17 protein-coding genes and 1 pseudogene are annotated in these 17,773 nt (G+C 72.4%); 14 read left to right on the top strand and 4 right to left on the bottom strand.

All coding sequences use genetic code 11. The features are described 5' to 3' along the window. Window positions 1-26 precede the first annotated feature (26 nt). Window positions 27-179, bottom strand: a pseudogene (locus ACFHW1_RS08635) (low temperature requirement protein A); the annotation flags it as partial. A gap of 110 nt (window positions 180-289) precedes the next feature. Here ACFHW1_RS08635 and ACFHW1_RS08630 point away from each other — a divergent pair. The 14 genes from ACFHW1_RS08630 to ACFHW1_RS08565 all read left to right on the top strand — a co-directional run bounded on the left by ACFHW1_RS08630 (window position 290) and on the right by ACFHW1_RS08565 (window position 13,460). Further along, window positions 290-448: a hypothetical protein gene (locus ACFHW1_RS08630; protein WP_416615201.1), complete on the top strand. Its 159-nt coding sequence runs from the start codon at window positions 290-292 to the stop codon at window positions 446-448. Beyond that, window positions 424-546 carry a hypothetical protein gene (locus tag ACFHW1_RS08625; RefSeq protein ID WP_416615199.1) on the top strand — a complete coding sequence of 41 codons (123 nt, stop codon included), beginning with the start codon at window positions 424-426 and terminating at the stop codon, window positions 544-546. The genes ACFHW1_RS08630 and ACFHW1_RS08625 overlap by 25 nt, the downstream gene beginning before the upstream one ends. A 160-nt stretch (window positions 547-706) precedes the next feature. Continuing rightward, a complete protein-coding gene (locus ACFHW1_RS08620; RefSeq protein ID WP_416615198.1) occupies window positions 707-961 on the top strand; it encodes a hypothetical protein in 255 nt (84 codons plus the stop codon). Between the two features lie 106 nt (window positions 962-1,067). Beyond that, window positions 1,068-3,239, top strand: coding sequence for an aminodeoxychorismate synthase component I (gene pabB, locus ACFHW1_RS08615; RefSeq protein ID WP_416553363.1), 2,172 nt, complete (start codon window positions 1,068-1,070; stop codon window positions 3,237-3,239). 98 nt (window positions 3,240-3,337) lie between these two features. Continuing rightward, window positions 3,338-3,985 carry a dienelactone hydrolase family protein gene (locus ACFHW1_RS08610; RefSeq protein ID WP_416553362.1) on the top strand — a complete coding sequence of 216 codons (648 nt, stop codon included), beginning with the start codon at window positions 3,338-3,340 and terminating at the stop codon, window positions 3,983-3,985. Between the two features lie 111 nt (window positions 3,986-4,096). Further along, window positions 4,097-4,762, top strand: coding sequence for a DUF4178 domain-containing protein (locus ACFHW1_RS08605; protein ID WP_416553455.1), 666 nt, complete (start codon window positions 4,097-4,099; stop codon window positions 4,760-4,762). 1 nt (window position 4,763) lies between these two features. Next, window positions 4,764-5,309 carry a DUF2617 family protein gene (locus ACFHW1_RS08600; RefSeq protein WP_416553360.1) on the top strand — a complete coding sequence of 182 codons (546 nt, stop codon included), beginning with the start codon at window positions 4,764-4,766 and terminating at the stop codon, window positions 5,307-5,309. Then, the gene (locus ACFHW1_RS08595; protein ID WP_416553358.1) at window positions 5,306-5,731 is read left to right on the top strand and encodes a DUF4247 domain-containing protein; all 426 of its coding nucleotides are present in this window, start codon (window positions 5,306-5,308) and stop codon (window positions 5,729-5,731) included. Before ACFHW1_RS08600 ends, ACFHW1_RS08595 begins: the two co-directional genes overlap by 4 nt. Before the next feature lie 30 nt (window positions 5,732-5,761). Further along, entirely contained in the window at window positions 5,762-6,187 is a 426-nt protein-coding gene (locus ACFHW1_RS08590; RefSeq protein WP_416553356.1) for a DUF350 domain-containing protein, read from the top strand. Between the two features lie 33 nt (window positions 6,188-6,220). Then, window positions 6,221-7,828 (top strand): polyamine aminopropyltransferase, encoded by a 1,608-nt coding sequence (locus ACFHW1_RS08585; protein WP_416615196.1) that lies wholly within the window; start codon window positions 6,221-6,223, stop codon window positions 7,826-7,828. Window positions 7,829-7,946: 118 nt separating this feature from the next. Continuing rightward, on the top strand, window positions 7,947-8,972 hold the full coding sequence (locus ACFHW1_RS08580; protein ID WP_416553352.1) for an MBL fold metallo-hydrolase: 1,026 nt from the start codon (window positions 7,947-7,949) through the stop codon (window positions 8,970-8,972). A 117-nt stretch (window positions 8,973-9,089) separates the two neighbouring features. Next, entirely contained in the window at window positions 9,090-10,562 is a 1,473-nt protein-coding gene (locus tag ACFHW1_RS08575; RefSeq protein WP_416553350.1) for an aldehyde dehydrogenase family protein, read from the top strand. A gap of 43 nt (window positions 10,563-10,605) precedes the next feature. After that, window positions 10,606-11,373 carry an SDR family NAD(P)-dependent oxidoreductase gene (locus ACFHW1_RS08570; protein ID WP_416553348.1) on the top strand — a complete coding sequence of 256 codons (768 nt, stop codon included), beginning with the start codon at window positions 10,606-10,608 and terminating at the stop codon, window positions 11,371-11,373. Further along, window positions 11,370-13,460, top strand: a complete 2,091-nt coding sequence (locus ACFHW1_RS08565; RefSeq protein ID WP_416553346.1) for an FAD-dependent oxidoreductase — start codon at window positions 11,370-11,372, stop codon at window positions 13,458-13,460. Before ACFHW1_RS08570 ends, ACFHW1_RS08565 begins: the two co-directional genes overlap by 4 nt. A 334-nt stretch (window positions 13,461-13,794) precedes the next feature. Here the strand turns inward: ACFHW1_RS08565 and ACFHW1_RS08560 are convergent, their stop codons facing one another. From ACFHW1_RS08560 to ACFHW1_RS08550, 3 genes are read right to left on the bottom strand one after another with little or no spacing between them, the layout of a single operon-like run. Beyond that, window positions 13,795-15,879: a dipeptide ABC transporter ATP-binding protein gene (locus ACFHW1_RS08560; RefSeq protein WP_416567691.1), complete on the bottom strand. Its 2,085-nt coding sequence runs from the start codon at window positions 15,877-15,879 to the stop codon at window positions 13,795-13,797. Further along, window positions 15,876-16,820, bottom strand: coding sequence for an ABC transporter permease (locus ACFHW1_RS08555; RefSeq protein ID WP_416567690.1), 945 nt, complete (start codon window positions 16,818-16,820; stop codon window positions 15,876-15,878). Before ACFHW1_RS08555 ends, ACFHW1_RS08560 begins: the two co-directional genes overlap by 4 nt. Continuing rightward, on the bottom strand, window positions 16,817-17,761 hold the full coding sequence (locus tag ACFHW1_RS08550) for an ABC transporter permease (protein ID WP_416553340.1): 945 nt from the start codon (window positions 17,759-17,761) through the stop codon (window positions 16,817-16,819). The genes ACFHW1_RS08555 and ACFHW1_RS08550 overlap by 4 nt, the downstream gene beginning before the upstream one ends. Window positions 17,762-17,773: the final 12 nt, after the last annotated feature.

Raw genomic sequence — 17,773 nt, 5'->3', positions numbered from 1 at the left:
CAGCCGGCCATCAGCAGCGGACCGGGCAGGCCGCTCGGCTTGTCGCTGAACGCCTGCGGGATGGTCAACGCGGCGATGAAGACCGCTGCCGTCGCCGTGAACATCACCAGCGGGGCGATGCCCTCGCCGAGTCGGATCCGGTTGGCGAGCATCAGCTGCGAACACCACGCCCACCACAGCAGCGCCAGGAAGCCGTGGACCGGACAATCGACGTCGAGCGGCGGCCGAGCCGCCGTCGCCGTGGCGGATTGGTGAAGAAACGCCCAGGTGGTCGACGACGGTGATCCTGGTGACTGCTGCCGGCATCGCCTCCGGACTGGAGTCGGCGCTGCATCTGGTACGGCGCAAGGTCAGCGCCGATGTCGCGGTCCGCGCCGAAGAAGTGTTGGAGTATCAGACCCGTGGCACTCCTGGTTCGACGGCATGGAGCTGGTCGAGCCCGGTGTGACCCTGATGGCGGACTGGCGGCCGGACCCGGGTCTCGACGTGGACGCACAGACGCCGTCCCGGCAGCTCGGCTACGGCGGAATGGCCCGCGTCGGATAACCCATCCGGTAAGCGCGGTTCGGTTCGGTATCCTCCCCGACTCTTGGCCGGACACCGTCCTGGAGCCGCCTGGCGGGCGTCCGGCCCCGTCGACCGGCCGGGTCAACCTCCCGGCCCGGTGCCGCGTCTTCGTGGTGTCCGCTCGACCAGGAGGTTTCCCGTGACCGTCACTCCCAATCCGGGCAGTTCCGAACCGCTGTGGTCGGTGGGCGGCATCACCGCTGCGGTCACTGCGCTGCTGGGCGTGGTGACCGCGTTCGGTCTGCCGCTCACCGAGGCACAACAGGCCGCGGTCCTCGGCCTCGCTGCGGTTCTCGCTCCGCTGATCGTCGCGCTGGTCGGCCGCGCCCAGGTGTACGCGCCGGCGACCGTCGAACGACTGGTCGGTGACACCACCCCGGGGGCCGACGGGTGAGCCATGCCGGTCCGGGCTAGGGCCGGCGGAGGTCGGCTACCGCGCCACACGCTCCCGGCCGAAGGTGGACAATCGGCCGGTGCCGTGACGCGGTGGGAGGTAGCGGGTGCGGATCCTGCTGGTCGACAATTACGATTCCTACACGTACAACCTCTTCCAGCTGCTCGCGGCGGTCGCCGGCAGCGAGCCGACCGTGCTGGCCAACGACGACCCCCGGCTCGCCGCCGTCGACCGGCTCGCCGCGGAGTGCGTGGTGATCTCGCCCGGCCCAGGTCGGCCCCACCGGGTGACCGACCTCGGCTGGGGGTGGGAACTGCTCGACCGCCGTCGTGACCTGCCGGTGCTCGGGGTGTGCCTCGGTCACCAGGCGATCGCGTTGCACGCCGGCGCGCGGGTCGACCAGCGGAGGGCCCGGCACGGTCTGATCGACCGGGTGCGACACACCGGTGCCGGACTGTTCGCCGGCATACCTCAGGATTTCGCGGCGGTCCGGTACCACTCGCTGCGGGTGGCTGAGCCGGTGCCGGCGGACCTCATGGTGAACGCGTGGGCCGCCGATGGCACGGTGATGGCGTTGACGCACCGTCGGTTGCCCCGTTGGGGCGTGCAGTTCCATCCCGAGTCGATCGCCAGCGAACACGGTGCCCACCTGGTCGGCAACTTCCTGGCCTTGGCCCGGGCCACCGGGCCTGTCACTGCCACCGCCGCCGCCCGTCCGGTGGCGGCCGTGCCGCGCCGTGCCGCCACCGCGTCGGTGACACCCCGGCAGCCGACTCCCGACGCTGCGGCTCCCGATCCTGCAACCTCCGATGCTGGGGCCTCCGGCCCCGGCTGGCGGCGCGACGTGACGGTCCTCGACGCGGAGATCGACACCGAGGCGGCCTTTCAGGATCTGTACGCCGACGCACGGTACGCGTACTGGCTCGACGGCGCCGACGTCGCGGCCGGGCGTTCCCGGTTCTCCTTCCTCGGTGCCGCCGACGGGCCGCTGGCCGAGGTGCTCAGCTACCGGATCGGCAGTGGCCGGATCGAGGTGCGCCGGCCGGACCGTCCAGTTGAACAGGAGACCGGCGGCATACTCGACGTGCTGCGCCAGCGGTTGGCACGGCGGCGGCTGCCCCCAGCCGAGCTGCCGTTCGACTTCGCCGGCGGCTACGTCGGCTATCTCGGCTACGAGATGAAGGCCGACTGTGCGCCCACCACCGCCCGCCGGGCCGACACCCCCGACGCGGTCTGGATCTTCGCCGACCGGCTGGTCGCCGTCGACCACTTGCGCCGGCGCACCTACCTGGTGGCGCTGAGCATCGACGACGTCGGGCAGCGCGCCGCCCGGGACTGGTTGGCTGTGACGGCGACCCGGCTGCGCGCGGTGCCGTCGTCGGTGCGGCCCGGGCCGTTTGACAGGCCGTCGGCACCGGACGCCGGGACGGACCTGTGGCGCTGGGTGTCGCCCGCCCGCGACCGCAGCCACTACCTCGCCGACGTCGACGAGGCCCGCACCCAGCTGCGCCGCGGCGAGAGCTACGAGATCTGCCTGACCAACCAACTGAGGCTGCCACCGGTCGCGGACCCGCTGGCCTACTACCGGACGCTGCGTCGGATCAACCCCGCGCCCTACGCCGCGTACCTGCGGCTGGATGACGTCGCCGTGGCCAGCTCCTCCCCGGAGCGGTTCCTGCGCATCCGCCCGGACGGCCGGGTCGACAGTAGCCCGGTGAAGGGCACCTCGGCCCGCGCGAACGACGCCGACGAGGACGACCATCTACGTCGTACGCTGGCCAGCTCACCCAAGACCCGAGCCGAGAACCTGATGATCGTCGACCTGCTCCGCAACGATCTCGGCCGGGTCTGCGAGGTCGGTTCGGTGCGCGTCCCCCGGTTCCTGGCCACCGAGACCTATCCCACACTGCACCAGCTGGTGTCCACCGTCGAAGGGCGGCTGCGTCCGTCGGTAGGCGCGGTCGACTGCGTACGGTCGAGTTTCCCCGGCGGGTCGATGACCGGTGCGCCGAAGCTGCGCACAATGGAGATCATCGACCGGTTGGAGCAGCGGGCCCGGGGAATTTACTCCGGTGCTCTCGGCTACTTCGGCCTCGGCGGCGGTGCCGATCTAAGCATCGTGATCCGTACTGCGGTGCTGACCGGCGACGGATTTACCGTCGGCACCGGCGGTGCCATCGTGCTGGCCTCCGACCCGGCCGACGAGTACGACGAGACGATGCTCAAGGCGCGGGCACTGCTCGTCGCGTACCGGTCGGTCACCAGGTCGGTCCGGTGACCGGGTGAGCCGGATCCCGGCAGGCAGGGGCGATCCGGGCGCACAGTCGAGCGTCAGGTCGCAGGCATGATCGGTCGTCGGCCGGGTACCCGGCGCCGGTGGCTCAGGACACTGCGACCCGCGTCCCCGCCGGTGACGTCGCGCTCGACGCGGACGTGGTGGTGCCCGCCCGTACCCGGGCGGTGGTGCTGTTCGCCCACGGCAGCGGCAGCTCCCGGCTCAGTCCACGCAACCGGACGGTGGCCGGCCGGCTGCACGCGACCGGCCTCGCGACCGTCCTGGCCGATCTGCTGACCAAGGAGGAGGAGCAGATCGACGCGGCCACCGCCCACCTGCGCTTCGACATCGCCCTGCTCAGCCGGCGGTTGACCGCGGTGGTGGACTGGGCCGTCGAGCAGCCGGAACTCGACGGCCTGCCGGTGGGACTGTGCGGCGCCAGTACCGGCGCGGCGGCGGCGCTGAGTACCGCCGCCTCCCGGCCGGAACGGGTCGGTGCCGTGGTGTCGCGGGGCGGCCGGCCCGAACTGGCCGGCAATGACCTGGCCGAGGTACGGGCACCGACCCTGCTGCTGGTTGGGGAGCTTGATCCGCAGGTCGCCGAGCTCAACGCGGCGGCTGCGGCCGACCTGCGGGCACCGCACGAACTGCGAGTGGTGCCGGGCGCCGGTCACCTGTTCGCCGAGCCGGGTGCGCTGGACCGAGTCGCCGCCGACGCCGCCGGCTGGTTCGACACACATCTGCGGTGAGAGTCGCTGCGTTCGGTCGCTGACCCGTCACTTAGTCGCGCTAGCTGCGAGTGACGTGCGCGCACTTGTTACGGTCGTCGGCCGGTGCGATGTACGGAGGACGCGGCGATGATGAACGGGACCATTGCTTACCTGGTCACCGGGCTGGGATGCCTGATCGCGACGGCTGGTGTGGTGATGGCGGCGATCGCCGTGTGGCAGACCCGGACCCGAGCCGGTGGCTCTCGGAAGAGGTCCGGTGGGGGACCGGTCGACCCGTTCCACACCGGTGACACCGACGCGTTGCGTGGCGATCCGCGTCGCGTCGGCCCCGGTGACATCGTGGAGATCCGGGCACAGTCGTACGCGGTCCGCGGCAGCCTGCACTTCGCCGAGGGCAGCTGGACCTGGAGCGAGCACTTCCTCGACGACGCGCGGGGCGACAAGCTGTGGCTCTCCGTCGAGTCCGATCCCGACCTGGAACTGGTGCTGTGGCGGGCGGCCGGTCCTGACCTGCAACACCTGCAGCCCGGCCCGGCGGTGGTGGACGTCGCTGGGCGCCGATACCGGCTCGACGAGTCCGGCCAGGCCCGGTTCACCAGCACCGGGGCGACCGGGCTGATCCCCAGCGGCTACGTGCGCTACTTCGACTACACCGCCCCGGACAACGCCCGGCTGTCCTTCGAAGGCTTCGGTGACTCGGGCCGCTGGGAGGTCGGCTTCGGCGAGGTGCTGCACCGCGCCGAGGTGATGATCTACCCGTCCGCTGGTCAGGCACCGACCGTCGGGAAGGTCTGACATGCTGGTCGCCCTGGACGCACCGTACGTCGACACCAGCGCGGCGGAGCTCAGCTTTGCGCTCGATCTGGCCGAGCGACCCGCCCTGCACGTGCTCGAGCTGCCCCTGCCGGGCGCTGGCGGCGGCGCCCGCTCCGGTTCGCGGCCGTCCGCTTCGCAGCCGGCAGGGCTGCTGCGCCTGCGATTGCTCGGGGCCTCGCATCAGGTCGTGCTGCGTACCGCTGGCCATGACCTGGTCGAGACGCTCGCCTGCCTGCCCGGTCACCCGCCTGATCTGCCGGCGGTGGTGGACGCGGATGACGGTTACCGGTTCTCCGCGCGAGCGCTTCGGCTGTCGGCCGGCGAGTTCGCCGGGCGGGCCGACCGCCTCCGCCGGCAGCTGACCGGTGATCCGCACGCCCTGGTCGGCGTCTTCCCGGGCAGCCCGGACGCCCTCACCGCGCTGCACACCCGGATCGATGGTGCGCGGATCAGTTGGCGCACCTGGCATGCGTACCCGCAGACAGCCGAGTTGGTCGAGACCGAGACGGTGGTGACAGTACGGTGACTTCCCGCAAGTGGATTGTCGGTGGCGTGGTCCTCGCTCTGGTGGGCGTGATCGTGTCGTGCTGCGGGCTGGCCGTCGGCACTTTCTCCGCCCGCGGCTACGTCGAGCGCAGCTATGCCCGCTCGGTGGTCGACGACATCGGCTCCGACGCCGAGGGGTACCGCTCCGATCTGCCACCGCGCCAGGTGGCGCAGCAGCTCACCCGGGCGTTCAGCCCGGCCGACGAGTACACCGTCGGTGACCGCTACTACCTGCGCTACGGCGACGACTCGGTGGTCATCCTGCCGATCGCCGCCGGCTCGCTGATCCTGCTGGAACGCATGACGACCGCGTACCCCCGGTACCGCTCCGTCGTCGGCAACTCGTGGAAGTGGCAACGCGGCAGCACGATCCGGGGCGGCGGTCCCGGCACCGGCAAGTAACCACCCCATCCCACCACCTGGAGTTGGCACATGTTCCGCGATTTGTTCGTCGATCTGCTGCTCACCCTGGCGTACGCCGGGGTGGGTCTGGTCCTGATGGCGCTCGGCTACCTGCTGGTCGACCTGGTCACCCCGGGCAAGCTGCACGAGCTCATCTGGGCGCAGCGCAACCGCAACGCGACCGTGCTGCTCGCCTCGAACCTGTTCGCGGTGGGCACCATCGTCGTGGCGGCGATCGCCGCCGGGGAAAACAGTTTCGTCACCGGCCTGGTCGGCACCGCCGGGTACGGGCTGCTCGGCCTGCTGGTGATGGCGGTGTCGTTCGTGCTGCTGGACGCGGTCACCCCGGGCCGCCTCGGGGACACCCTGGTGGATCGGGAGCCGCACCCGGCGGTCTGGGTCAGCGCGACCATTCACCTTGCCACCGGCGCCATCGTGGCGGCGGCGATCAGCTGATGTCGGCGATCAGCTGTCGTCGGTGGTCGGTTGATGTCGGCGGTCGTGGTGCCGGCACCGGTTGACGACGGTGCCGGCACCGGCCGCCGGTACGCCCGGCTGGCCCGGCCGGCGGTGTTGGCTGCGGTCTTCGTCTGTGCGGCCTGCGGCCTGGTGTACGAGTTGGCGCTGGTCGCCCTGGGTAGCTACCTGATCGGTGACACCGTCGGCCAGGCGTCGATCGTGCTGGGCGTGATGGTCTTCGCGATGGGCGTCGGCGCGTTGGCAGCCAAGCCGCTGCAGCACCGCGCGGTGGTGGCCTTCGCTGCGGTCGAGCTCACCCTGGCGCTGCTCGGCGGGTTGTCGGTACTGGGCCTGTACGCCGCCTTCGCCTGGCTGGACCTCTATGCGCCCGCGCTGGTGACGACCGCGTTCGTGCTGGGGCTGCTGATCGGGGCGGAGATTCCGCTGCTGATGGTGCTGCTGCAGCGGATCCGGGCGCAGGCGGCCGGCAGCGCGGTCGCCGACCTGTTCGCGGCCGACTACGTCGGTGCCCTGCTCGGCGGCCTGGCCTTTCCGTTCCTGCTGATCCCGTTCTTCGGCCAACTGCGGGGGGCGTTGCTGGTCGGCGCGGTGAACGCGCTGGCCGGAATTCTGCTGGTCGGCACGGTTTTCCGGGGCGATCTCGGCCGGCGGGGCCGGGCCGGGGTCGCGCTCGCCGCCACGGTGGTGATGGCGACGCTGGCCGGTGCCTACCTGGTGGCGGCGGACTTCGAGGTGACCGCGCGGCAGCAGCTCTACCGGGATCCGGTGGTGCACGCCGAACGCAGCCGATACCAGGAGATTGTCCTTACCCGGGCGGTGTCGCCGGTCGTCGATGGCTTCGACCTGCGGCTGTACCTCGACGGCGATCTGCAGTTCAGCTCGGTGGACGAGTACCGCTATCACGAGGCGTTGGTCCATCCGGTGCTGGCCGGTCGGCGGGACCGGGTGCTGCTGCTCGGCGGGGGGGACGGGTTGGCGCTGCGCGAGGTGCTGCGCTACCCGGACGTCACCTCGGTGACGGTTGTCGAGCTGGACCCGGCGGTGGTCGCGTTGGCCCGGGCCGAGCCGGACATTCGGGCGCTCAACAATGCGGCCTTCGACGATCCGCGGGTACGCCTGGTGCACGCCGACGCGTTCGCCTGGCTGCGCGGAGCACCAGGCGTTTTCGACGCGGTCGTCGTCGATCTGCCGGACCCGGACCAGACCGCGACGGCGAAGCTCTACTCGGTGGAGTTCTACTCGCTCCTGCGGCAGGCCCTCGGTCCGCAGGGCAGGATGGTGGTGCAGGCCGGGTCCCCGTACTTCGCGCCACGTGCCTTCTGGTGCATCGAGGCGTCGGTGCGGCAGTCGGGCTGGACGACCCGGCCGTACCACGTCGATGTTCCGTCGTTCGGCGACTGGGGTTTCCTGCTCGCGGTCGCCGACGGCGAGGGAGCCGGCCCGGTGCCGACGCCGCAGGTGCCGGCGGAGGCGCCCGCGCTGCGCTTCCTGGCGCCCGAGGTGCTGCGGGCGGCGCAGGTCTTTCCACCGGACCGGGGTCCGGTGCCGGTCGAAGCGTCGACGCTGCTGGACCCCCGGGTGCTCACCTACAGCCGGGCGGCGTGGCGCGGCTACTGACCCGCCGTACCCGCGCCATGTGTGGACGATCACCGTTGACGGGTGAGCGGGACCACCGGCAACCAAGCAAGCGACCGGTATGGTCGGTGGCCGGTTGGCCAGCACGAGGGGGTGCCCGATGGCGGCGGTGTCGGACTGGATGACGCCCGGGGCGCACCCGGTCGCGGACGGGGTGTACCGGATTCCGCTGCCGATGCCCGACGACGCGCTGCGGGCGGTCAACGTCTACGCGATCGAGGACGCCGCCGGGCTGGTGCTCGTCGACGCCGGTTGGGCGGTGCCGGCCGCCCGCAAGGCCCTCGAGGCGGCGCTCGGTGACCGTGGGCACGACCTCGCCGCGATCCGCCGTTTCCTGGTCACCCACATCCACCAGGACCACTATTCGCAGGCGGTTGCGATCCGGCAGGAAACCGGGGTGCCGATTGTGCTCGGGGTGGGCGAGCGGCCCAGCCTGGAGTTCATGGCGGCCGGCACCGACGAGCCGTACGCCGCCCCACTGGCCCAGCTGCGCGCCGCCGGTGCCGCCGACCTCGCCGACCAGGTGCAGCGGCTGACCGCCGACGCGGAGCAGCCGGAACTCGACTGGCAACCGCCGGACGAGTGGCTGTCCGGTGAGCGCGAGGTGGCGTTGTCCGGCCGCCGGTTGCGGGCGTTGCCGACTCCGGGCCATACCGCCGGGCACTACGTCTTCCGTGACCCGCAGGCCGGGCTGCTCTTCGCCGGTGACCACGTGTTGCCGGGCATCACCCCGTCGGTCGGCTTCGAGGCGGTGGCGGCGCACCGCCCATTGGGCCGGTACCTGGAGTCGCTGCGGGCGGTACGTGCGTTGCCGGACGCGCTGCTGCTGCCGGCGCACGGGCCGGTGGGCGACAGCGTCCATCGACGGGTGGACGAACTGCTGGCCCATCACCGGGACCGGTTGGCCGAAATGGCGGCCGCGGTCGGTGCCGGAGCGCGGACCGCGTATCAGGTGGCGCGGACCCTGCCCTGGACGCGACGTCGCCGCAAGCTCGACGATCTGCCGCCGTACCACCGGATGCTGGCGGTCAACGAGACGGCGCTGCATCTGGACCTGCTGGTCGAGCAGGGTCGGGTGGTGTCGCACCGGGCGGACGGCGTGACGGCGTACCGGCCGGTGGCCTGACCACGGGTTTCGCGACGGTGCGGGATGCGGTAATGTCGGCCACCAAGCAAGCGCTTGTGAGGTGATCGTGATGCTGTCAGTCGACCCGACACCGATCCCGGCCCCCGGCGGCCGTCGATGACGGTGATCAACCGACCGGCGGACCCGGCCGGCCTGCTACGCCCCGGCATTCTGATCGACGGACGGTGGCGCGATACCGGCACCGGCGGTCGACGCGACCACGTCGACCCGGGCACCGGCCGCGTTCAGCAGAGCTTCGCCCTGGCCGGGACCGTCGAGGTCGACGAGGCGGTCGCCGCCGCCCGGGCCGCCGCCCCCGGCTGGCGCAGCTGGCCCACCGACCGGCGTCGCCAGGTACTGTCCCGCCTCGGCGACCTGATCCGGGCCAACGCCGCCGACCTCGCCGCGATCAACGCGCTCGAGGTCGGCACTCCGGCGGCCCTGTCGTACGGCCGCTACACCACCGGTCAGACCTTCTTCGACTACTACGCAGGCTGGCTGGACAAGGCCGCCGGCGACGCGCTGCGGATGCCCGGAGCGTTGGACCTGACCCTGCTGGAACCGGTCGGCGTGGTCGGCGTGATCCTCACCTGGAACCATCCGCTGGCCAACATCCAGACCACCGTCGCCCCGGCACTGGCCGCCGGATGCACGGTCATCGTCAAACCGCCGGAGCAGGCCCCGTTCGCGGCGTTGCGGTTCGGTCGACTCTGCGCCGAGGCCGGACTGCCGCCCGGGGTGGTCAACGTCCTGCCCGGCGGCCCGGCGGTCGGCGACGCCCTGGTCCGCCACCCCGAGGTCGACAAGATCGGATTCGTCGGCGGTCCGGCGACGGCTAGCCGGATCCAGGCGGCGGCCGCCCCGACGCTCAAGCCCTTGCTGCTGGAGCTCGGCGGCAAGAGCGCGTCGCTGGTCTTCCCGGACGCCGATCTCGACCGGGCCTGCCGATTCGCGCTGCTGATCACCGCCAACAGCGGCCAGGGCTGCACCATCCCGACCCGGATGTTCGTTCATGACGACGTGTACGACGAGGTGCTCGGCCGGCTGCTGGACGGCCTGCGGGCGGTCACCGTCGGCGACCCGTTCGACCCGGCCGCCCAGATGGGGCCGCTGATCGACGCGGCCGCCTGCGAGCGGGTCGTCGGGATTATCGACCGGGCCCGGGAGAACAACACCGGTGACCTGGTGCTCGGCGGGCACCGGCTCGGCGGTGAGCTGGCCGACGGCTACTACGTCGCCCCGACCGTCTTCTCCGACGTCGACCCGCACAGCGAACTCGCCACCGAGGAGATCTTCGGCCCGGTGCTGTCGGTCTGCCGGTTCGCCGGCGAAGCCGAGGCGGTCGAGGCGGCCAACACCAGCCGATACGGGCTCGCCGGCTACGTGCACACCCGCGACGTCGACCGGGCGATGCGGGTCGCCTCGGCGCTGGTCGTCGGCAACGTCGGGGTCAACGGGGCCGGCGCGCCCGCCGGGCCGTTCGCGCCGTTCGGCGGGGTGAAACAGAGCGGCTACGGCAAGGTCGGCGGGCTCGCCGGACTGCTGGAGTTCAGTCGGGTCAAGAACGTACTGCTGGCGATCGACGAATGAGCTTGTCCGGCGGACCGTCGGGCGGCGGAGAAAAGAGGTCGGGATGACAACACAGGCGGACGGAGCGGTGCTGGTCACCGGTGCCGGATCGGGGATCGGGGCGGAGACCGCCCGGCAGATCGCGGCGGCCGGCGCGGCGGTCGCCGTCAACGATCTCGACCCGGCCGCCGCCCAGACCACCGCCGACACGGTCGTCGCCGCCGGCGGCACCGCCTACCCCGTCGCCGGGGACGTGGCAGACCCACGGTCCGCCGCGGCCGTCGTGGCCGCCGCCGTCGACCGGCTCGGCCGGCTCACCGGCCTGGTCAACAACGTCGGCGTGGTACGCGGCGGAGCACTGCGGTCGGTCAGCCCGGACGACTGGGACGCGATCATGCGGATCGACTGCGCCAGCGCGCTCTACTGCAGCCAGGCCGCCCTGCCCGCGATGACGTCGGGCGGCGCGATCGTCAACATCTCGTCGCTGTGCGGCATCCACGTCGCACCCGGCGCCGGCGCCTACAACGCCGCCAAGGCAGCGGTGATCGCCCTGACCCGGCAGATGGCGCTGGAATGGGGTCCGGACGGCATCCGGGCGAACGCGGTCGCACCGGGCATCGTCAGCGGCACCAACTTCTCGGCCAGCAGCCGCGACCCGCAGGCCGCGCTGCGCCGCGGTGCCGCCGTACCACTCGGTCGCACCGGCTCCGCAACGGACATCGCCCCGGTCGTGGTCTTCCTGCTCGGCGACGCCGCCCGCTACGTCACCGGCCAGGTGATCGCCGTCGACGGCGGGCTGGGAGTCGCGCTGCAGACGCTGCTGCCGGCGTGACCGGCCGGCCGGGCGGTGACCCGCTGGCCACACCGCTGACCGTCGGCCGGCACCGGCTGCGCAACCGGATGGTGATGACCCCGCACCTCGGCCGGCTGCCACCCCGGCGGCTTCGGCGCTACGTCGCCGAGCGCGCCGCCGGCGGGGTGGCGATGATCGTGCTGCCGGCCGGCCAGGGGGTGTACGCCAACCCGGTCTACCCGCTGGAGGCATGCCCCGGTGACCCGGACGGCTACGTCGACCCCGACGCGGTCTCGTTCCACGTCCGCGACCCCCGGCACCGCCAGGTGCTGCTCGCGGCGGCGCACGAGCACCTGGTCGGGCTGGCGGACGCGGCGCACCGCGGCGGGGCGCTCGCCGTCGGCCAGATCCATCACCCGGGCGCGGAGCGCGGCTGGGACAACTTCCAACCGGCCCTTGCCCCGTCGCAGGTACGGGGCGACGACACCGGAGTCGTCCCGCACGCGCTCACCGTGGCCGAGATCGACGACCTGGTGACCGGCTACCTCGCCACCGCCACGGCGATCGTCGCTGCCGGGTTCGACGGCGTCGAACTGCACGCCGGCCACGGGTACCTGCTGAACCGGTTCCTGTCCCCGCACTACAACCGGCGCACCGACCGGTACGGCGGTTCCCCAGCCGGCCGGCTGCGGCTGATCCGCCGGATCCTGCGCGCGGTGCGCGCCGAGCTGGGGGACCGGTCGCTGCTCGGTGTCCGACTCACCGCCGGCGAGGAGGTGCCGGGCGGGATCGACGCCGCCGGGGTGACCACAATCGCCACCGGGATCGCCGATCTCGTCGACTACGTCAACCTGTCGCTCGGCAACCACGACGGCCTGCGCGACGGCCGGCCGGCCACCGCGTACACCGGATCCTGGCTGGTGACACCGGCGCCGGCGGCGCCGACCGCCCGGCAGGTCCGCGCCGTGGTCGACGTGCCGGTCCTGGTCTCCGGCCGGATCACCGACCCGGCGATCGCCCGTGGCCTGGTCGCCGACCGCGCGGCCGACCTGGTGGGACTGGCCCGGGCGCTGATCGCGGACCCCACCTTCCCCCGGCGCGCGGTCAGTGGGGACGACGCCGGCATCGTCCGCTGCGTCGCCTGCAACGAGTGCGTACGGGTGCCGTTTTCCTGCCCGGCGAATCCGGCTGCCGGCCGGGAAGCCGAGTTCGACCCGCTGCCCGCCGAAGCACCGGCCGGTCCGGCTCTCGTCCGACACCGTCCTGCCCGCCGACGGATCGCCGTCGTCGGTGCCGGGCCGGCCGGGGTGGAGGTGGCGGTCGGTGCCGCGGCGGCCGGAGCCGAGGTGACCCTGATCGAAGCCGCCGACATGGTCGGCGGGGCACTGCGTCACCTGGTCGGTACGCCACTGCTCGCCGACTGGGCACCGCTGCTGCACCGGCTCGAGCGGCGGCTGGCCCCGCTGCTGGACCGGCCGTCTCCCGCCGGCGGGCGGGTGGTCCTGCGTACCGGCACCACCGCCACCGCCGACCACCCCGACCTGCTCGACGCGGACCTGGTGGTGCTGGCCACCGGCGGCCGGTCGGGCCCGGCCGGCTTCCCTACCGACCAACCAGTACTGACCACGATGGATCTGTTGGTCGGTCGTCGACCGCCGCCGGGCACACCGGTGCTGGTGGTCGGCGGTGCCGAGCGGCATCTCGAGCCGCTGCTCGCCGCCGACCTGCTGGCCGGGGAGGGCTGGCCGGTCCGGGTGTGCACCGAATGTGTCGACATCGGACCCGATCTGGATCAGCGGACCAGACCGGCGGTGCTGCGTCGGTTGTACGGCCGGGCGGTGGGGTTCGCCCCGATGACCCGGGTGCACCGGTGGTCCGGCGGGGCCGTCGAGGTGGAGCAGTTGTTCACCGGGCACCGGTCGATCCTCGACGCCGGTGCGGTGATTGTCGCGCACGGTCGTACCGCGAACGACGGGCTGCGCGCCGCGCTGCCGGCGGACCTCGAATGTCAGGTGGTCGGCGACGCGTTGGCGCCACGTCGGCTGACGCACGCCGTGCTGGAAGGAGCCCGGTTCGGATATGCACTGTCCGCCGCCGACCGGCGATGGCCCCGAACCGTCAGCTGACGTGCTGGTGGTCGGCGCCGGCCTGGCCGGCTGGTCACCGACGGCGACGCCGCGCACCGGGCGCGGCTGTTCGCCCCGGTGCACCGCACCGAGCCCGGCCGGCGGTACGCCACCTTCGGCGTCTGGACCTTCCTGCGCGGGCTCGCCGACGAGTTCACCGTCGCCGGCGGCACACTGCGTCAGCCGGCCCGGGCTCGACGGCTGCGGCCCGCGCCCGGTGCGGCCTGGCAGGTCGGGCTGGACCTGCCGGGCGGTGCCGCCGGGTGGATCATCAGCCGGGCCGGCCGGTGCGACCATGGGCGGGCTGCACGGCGGTCCGGAACCGGCAGCCGGATCACTCGGTGCGGTGACAGGCGGACCAGCCGCCGCCGACGACCGGCACCGGCTGTGGGGTCTCCGCTGCGCACACCGGCATCGCGTGCGGGCAGCGGGTGCGGAACCGGCAACCCGACGGCGGGTCGATCGGGCTGGGAATCTCCCCGGCCGGGGTGCTCCGGTCGGCGAGCCCGTGACTGGCCGGGGTCAGCATCGAGGCCAGCAGCGCCCGGGTGTACGGGTGGGCAGGGCTGGCGTACACCCGACTGGCGGGACCGCTCTCCACCACCCGCCCCAGGTACATCACCGCCAGCTCGTGGCTGACGTGGTGGACCAGCGCGAGGTCGTGGGCGATGAACAGGAAGGCGATGCCCTCGGCGTCCTGGATGTCCTGTACCAGGTTGACGATCTGCGACCGGGTGGAGACGTCCAGCGCGCTCACCGGCTCGTCACAGATGATCAGCTGGGGTTCGAGCGCCAGCGCGCGGGCGAACGAGATCCGCTGTCGTTGGCCGCCGGAGAGCGCCCGCGGCGACCGGCGGGCCAGTGCCGGGTCCAGGCCGACCCGTTCCAGCAGCTGGCCGATCCGGCGGCGGCGCTCGGCCGGGGTGAGCCGGGAGTGCACCACCAGCGGTTCGGCGATGCTCTGCCCGACCGTCATCGACGGGTCCAGCGAGGCGTACGGGTCCTGAAACACCATCTGCATGCCGCGTCGGTGTGACCGCAGCTCGCCCCGGCGCATCGCGGCGAGGTCCCGACCGAGGAAGGAGACCTCCCCGCTGCTGGGTTCGATCAGCCGCAGGGCGAGCCGGCCGACGGTCGACTTGCCGGAGCCGCTCTCGCCGACCAGGCCGAGGGTCCGGCCACGGGCCACCGTCAGGTCGACGCCGTCGACCGCGTGTACCACCACCCGGCGCAGGCCGAGCACCCCGCGCCGGACCGGAAACTGTTTGCCGAGGCCGCGCAGCCGAAGCACGGCCCCGTCCCGGTCCCCGCCGTCGGTCGGACCACCGGTGTCGGCATCCTCGACGGTTGCCTCGGTCGCGGCCACGTCCTCGCCCGCCGGGTTCGTGGAACCGGGGGCGCGTGTCGGGCCGGTGCCGGGCAGCTCCAGCTCGGCGTGCCGGCCGCACCGGGTACCCCGGTCGCCGCCGTCCAGCACCGTCCACGGCGGGTCGGAACGGGTCCACTGTGGCCGGGCGTGGGCGCACCGGTTGGCGAACCGGCAGCCGGCGGCGGGGAAGTGGCCCGGGCGCGGCACCTGGCCGGGGATGACCGGCAGCCGGGTGGCCTTCGCGGCGACCTCCGCGCTGGACGAGATCAGCGCCGAGGTGTACGGATGCCGTGGCGCGGCGAAGACGTCGCGGACCGGACCCGACTCGACGACCTGACCGGCGTACATGACGCTGAGCCGGTGCGCCATCGTGGCGATGACGCCGAGATCGTGCGACACCAGCAGCAACGACATCCCCAGTGCGTCACGCAGATCGCCGAGCAGCTGCAGGATCTGCAGCTGGACCGTCACGTCCAGGGCGGTCGTCGGTTCGTCGGCGATCAGCAGCTCCGGTTCGCCGGCGATGGCCGTCGCGATCAGCGCCCGTTGGGCCATCCCGCCGGACAGCTCGTGCGGATAGCTGGCCACCCGCTGCTGCGGGTCCGGGATCCGGACCAGGTCGAGCAGCTCCACCGCGCGGGCCCGGGCCTGCCGGCGGTTCATTCTGGTGTGTCGCAGCAGGCTCTCGACGATCTGGTTGCCGACGGTGAACGCCGGGTTCAGGCTGCTCAACGCCTCTTGGAAGACCATGCCGACCCGGTTGCCGCGGAACCGGGTCAGCTCGGCGGGGGAGCGGCCGGTGAGTTCCTGGCCGGCGAAGCGGATCGAACCGCCGGTGATCCGGGCGCCGGGCGGCAGCAGCCCGGCCAGGGCGAGACAGGTGATGCTCTTACCCGAGCCGCTCTCGCCGACCAGGCCGAGGGTCTCGCCAGCGGCGACGGTCAGATCGACCTGTTCGACCAGGTGCACGGTGTCCCGTCCGGACCCCACGCTGACGGTCAGGCCGTCGACCTCCAGCAGCGGTCGGGTCGTGGTGCTCGCGGCAGTCATCGGTTGCCTGCTTTCTGCTGGTGTCCACCGGACAGGGCCTGACTGAGTCCGTCGCCGAGCACCTGGAAGGCGACGACCGTCAGGGTGATGGTCAGGCCGGGAATGAAGATCAACCAAGGTGCCGAGGCGACCGACGAGAAGGCCCGTTGCAGCAGGTTGCCCCAGCTCGCCTCCGGCGGCTGGATGCTGAGTCCGAGGTAGCTCATCGCGCCTTCGGCGACGATCGCCACGGCCATCGTGATGAAGACCTGGACGACCAGCGGACCCGCGATGTTGGGCAGCACGTGCCGCAGCACCGACCGCAGGTGGGACACTCCGATCGACCGGGCCGCCTCCAGGTAGGTCTCCTCGCGTACCGCCAGCGCCTGGATGCGGCTCAACCGGGCGAAGATCGGCACGAAGATGACCGCGAGGGCGAACATGGCGTTGCGCAGTCCGGGCCCGAGCACGCCGACGATGGACATCGCCAGCAGCAGGCCGGGCACGCTGAGCACGGCGTCGATCAGCGTCATCACCAGCCGGTCCACCCAACCACCGAAGTAGCCGGCGGTCACTCCGAGCAGGACCCCGCCGAGCAGGCCGAGCCCGACCGCCTGCAGACAGGCCAGCAGGGAGGATCGGGAGGCGTACAGCAGCCGGCTGAGCATGTCCCGACCGAGGTCGTCGGTGCCGAGCCAGTGCACGGCCGACGGCGGGTCGAGGATCGCCCGGAAGTCGGTGGCGTACGGATCGTACGGGCTGACCAGCGGCGCGGCGACCGCCAACAGGCTGAGCAGCACCAGGTAGCCGAGGGCGACCACGGTCATCGGCTGGCTGCGGATCCGGGCGACGAGAGCGTCGCCGCGGTCGCGGCGGTCGAGCCCGCCCGGTTCCGGCCCGGTGCCGGGCTCGGCGGGGTTGGCGGTGGACGCGGTGTCGTCGGTGCTCACTGGTCGGCTCACGAGATCCGCACCTTCGGGTTGAGGAGGCCGTAGGCGATGTCGACGAGCAGGTTCGCGGTGAGCACGACCACCGCGGAGACCAGGACGACGGCCTGTACGACGGTGAAGTCCCGGTTGAGGATGGCGTCGATGGCGAACTTGCCGAGCCCCGGCATGCCGAAGATGGACTCGACGATCACCGCGCCGGACAGCAGGTGCCCGAGGCGGATGCCGAGCACGGTGATCGCCGGAGCCGCCGCGTTCTTCAGCGCGTGCTTGCCGATGACCGTGCGCGCCGGCAATCCCTTGGACCAGGCGGTCCGGATGTAGGGCTGGGCGTACGCGTGGAGGAAGCCGGTGCGCAGTTGGCGGGCCATTTCGGCGGCGGTGAACACGCCGAGGGTGATCGACGGCATGATCAGGTGCTGTGCCCAGGGCAGTACACCCTCACTGAGCGGGGTGTAGCCGGTGGCCGGCAGCCAGCGCAGCTGCACCGCGAAGATGGTGATCAGCATGGTCGCCAGCCAGAAGTTCGGCACGGCCAGGCCGGCGGCGCTGCCGAGCAGGCCGATCCGGTCGACGGCACGGCCGGCGTAGACGCCCTGCAGGATGCCGGTCGGTACGCCGATCAGCAGCACGACGACGAGGGTGCCCAGGGCGATGCTTGCGGTCAGCGGCGCGCGGCGCAGGATCTCGTCGCTGATCGCCCGGCCGGTGACCAGCGAGTCACCCAGGTCGCCCTGCAGGATGCCGCCGAGCCAGTGCGCGTAGCGGACCAGGAAGGGGTCGTCGAGGCGTAGCTGCTGGCGCAGCGCGGCCAGCTGCTCCGGGGTGGCGTGTTCGCCGGCGATCGCCATCGCCTGGTCACCGGGGAGCAACGCGACCAGGGAGAACGCGCCCAGCGAGACGATCAGCAGGAGCGGGATCGCCGACAGGAGGCGCCGGAGGACGAGGGTGACCATTCGTGGGTGATC

The sequence above is a fragment of the Micromonospora sp. LOL_014 genome (assembly GCF_048060245.1).
In the GTDB taxonomy this organism is placed as follows: domain Bacteria; phylum Actinomycetota; class Actinomycetes; order Mycobacteriales; family Micromonosporaceae; genus Micromonospora_E.
Note: the sequence above shows the minus strand (reverse complement) of the source record. Positions and strands in the feature narration are given on the sequence as shown.

Excerpts from the sequence above, each read along its gene's own strand:
- ACFHW1_RS08625 (WP_416615199.1), top strand. The coding sequence starts at position 424 with ATGGAGCTGGTCGAGCCCGGTGTGACCCTGATGGCGGACTGGCGGCCG.
- ACFHW1_RS08560 (WP_416567691.1), bottom strand. The coding sequence starts at position 15,879 with ATGACTGCCGCGAGCACCACGACCCGACCGCTGCTGGAGGTCGACGGC.
- ACFHW1_RS08580 (WP_416553352.1), top strand. The coding sequence starts at position 7,947 with ATGGCGGCGGTGTCGGACTGGATGACGCCCGGGGCGCACCCGGTCGCG.
- ACFHW1_RS08575 (WP_416553350.1), top strand. The coding sequence starts at position 9,090 with ATGACGGTGATCAACCGACCGGCGGACCCGGCCGGCCTGCTACGCCCC.
- ACFHW1_RS08585 (WP_416615196.1), top strand. The coding sequence starts at position 6,221 with ATGTCGGCGGTCGTGGTGCCGGCACCGGTTGACGACGGTGCCGGCACC.
- ACFHW1_RS08590 (WP_416553356.1), top strand. The coding sequence starts at position 5,762 with ATGTTCCGCGATTTGTTCGTCGATCTGCTGCTCACCCTGGCGTACGCC.
- ACFHW1_RS08600 (WP_416553360.1), top strand. The coding sequence starts at position 4,764 with ATGCTGGTCGCCCTGGACGCACCGTACGTCGACACCAGCGCGGCGGAG.
- ACFHW1_RS08570 (WP_416553348.1), top strand. The coding sequence starts at position 10,606 with ATGACAACACAGGCGGACGGAGCGGTGCTGGTCACCGGTGCCGGATCG.
- ACFHW1_RS08550 (WP_416553340.1), bottom strand. The coding sequence starts at position 17,761 with ATGGTCACCCTCGTCCTCCGGCGCCTCCTGTCGGCGATCCCGCTCCTG.
- ACFHW1_RS08605 (WP_416553455.1), top strand. The coding sequence starts at position 4,097 with ATGAACGGGACCATTGCTTACCTGGTCACCGGGCTGGGATGCCTGATC.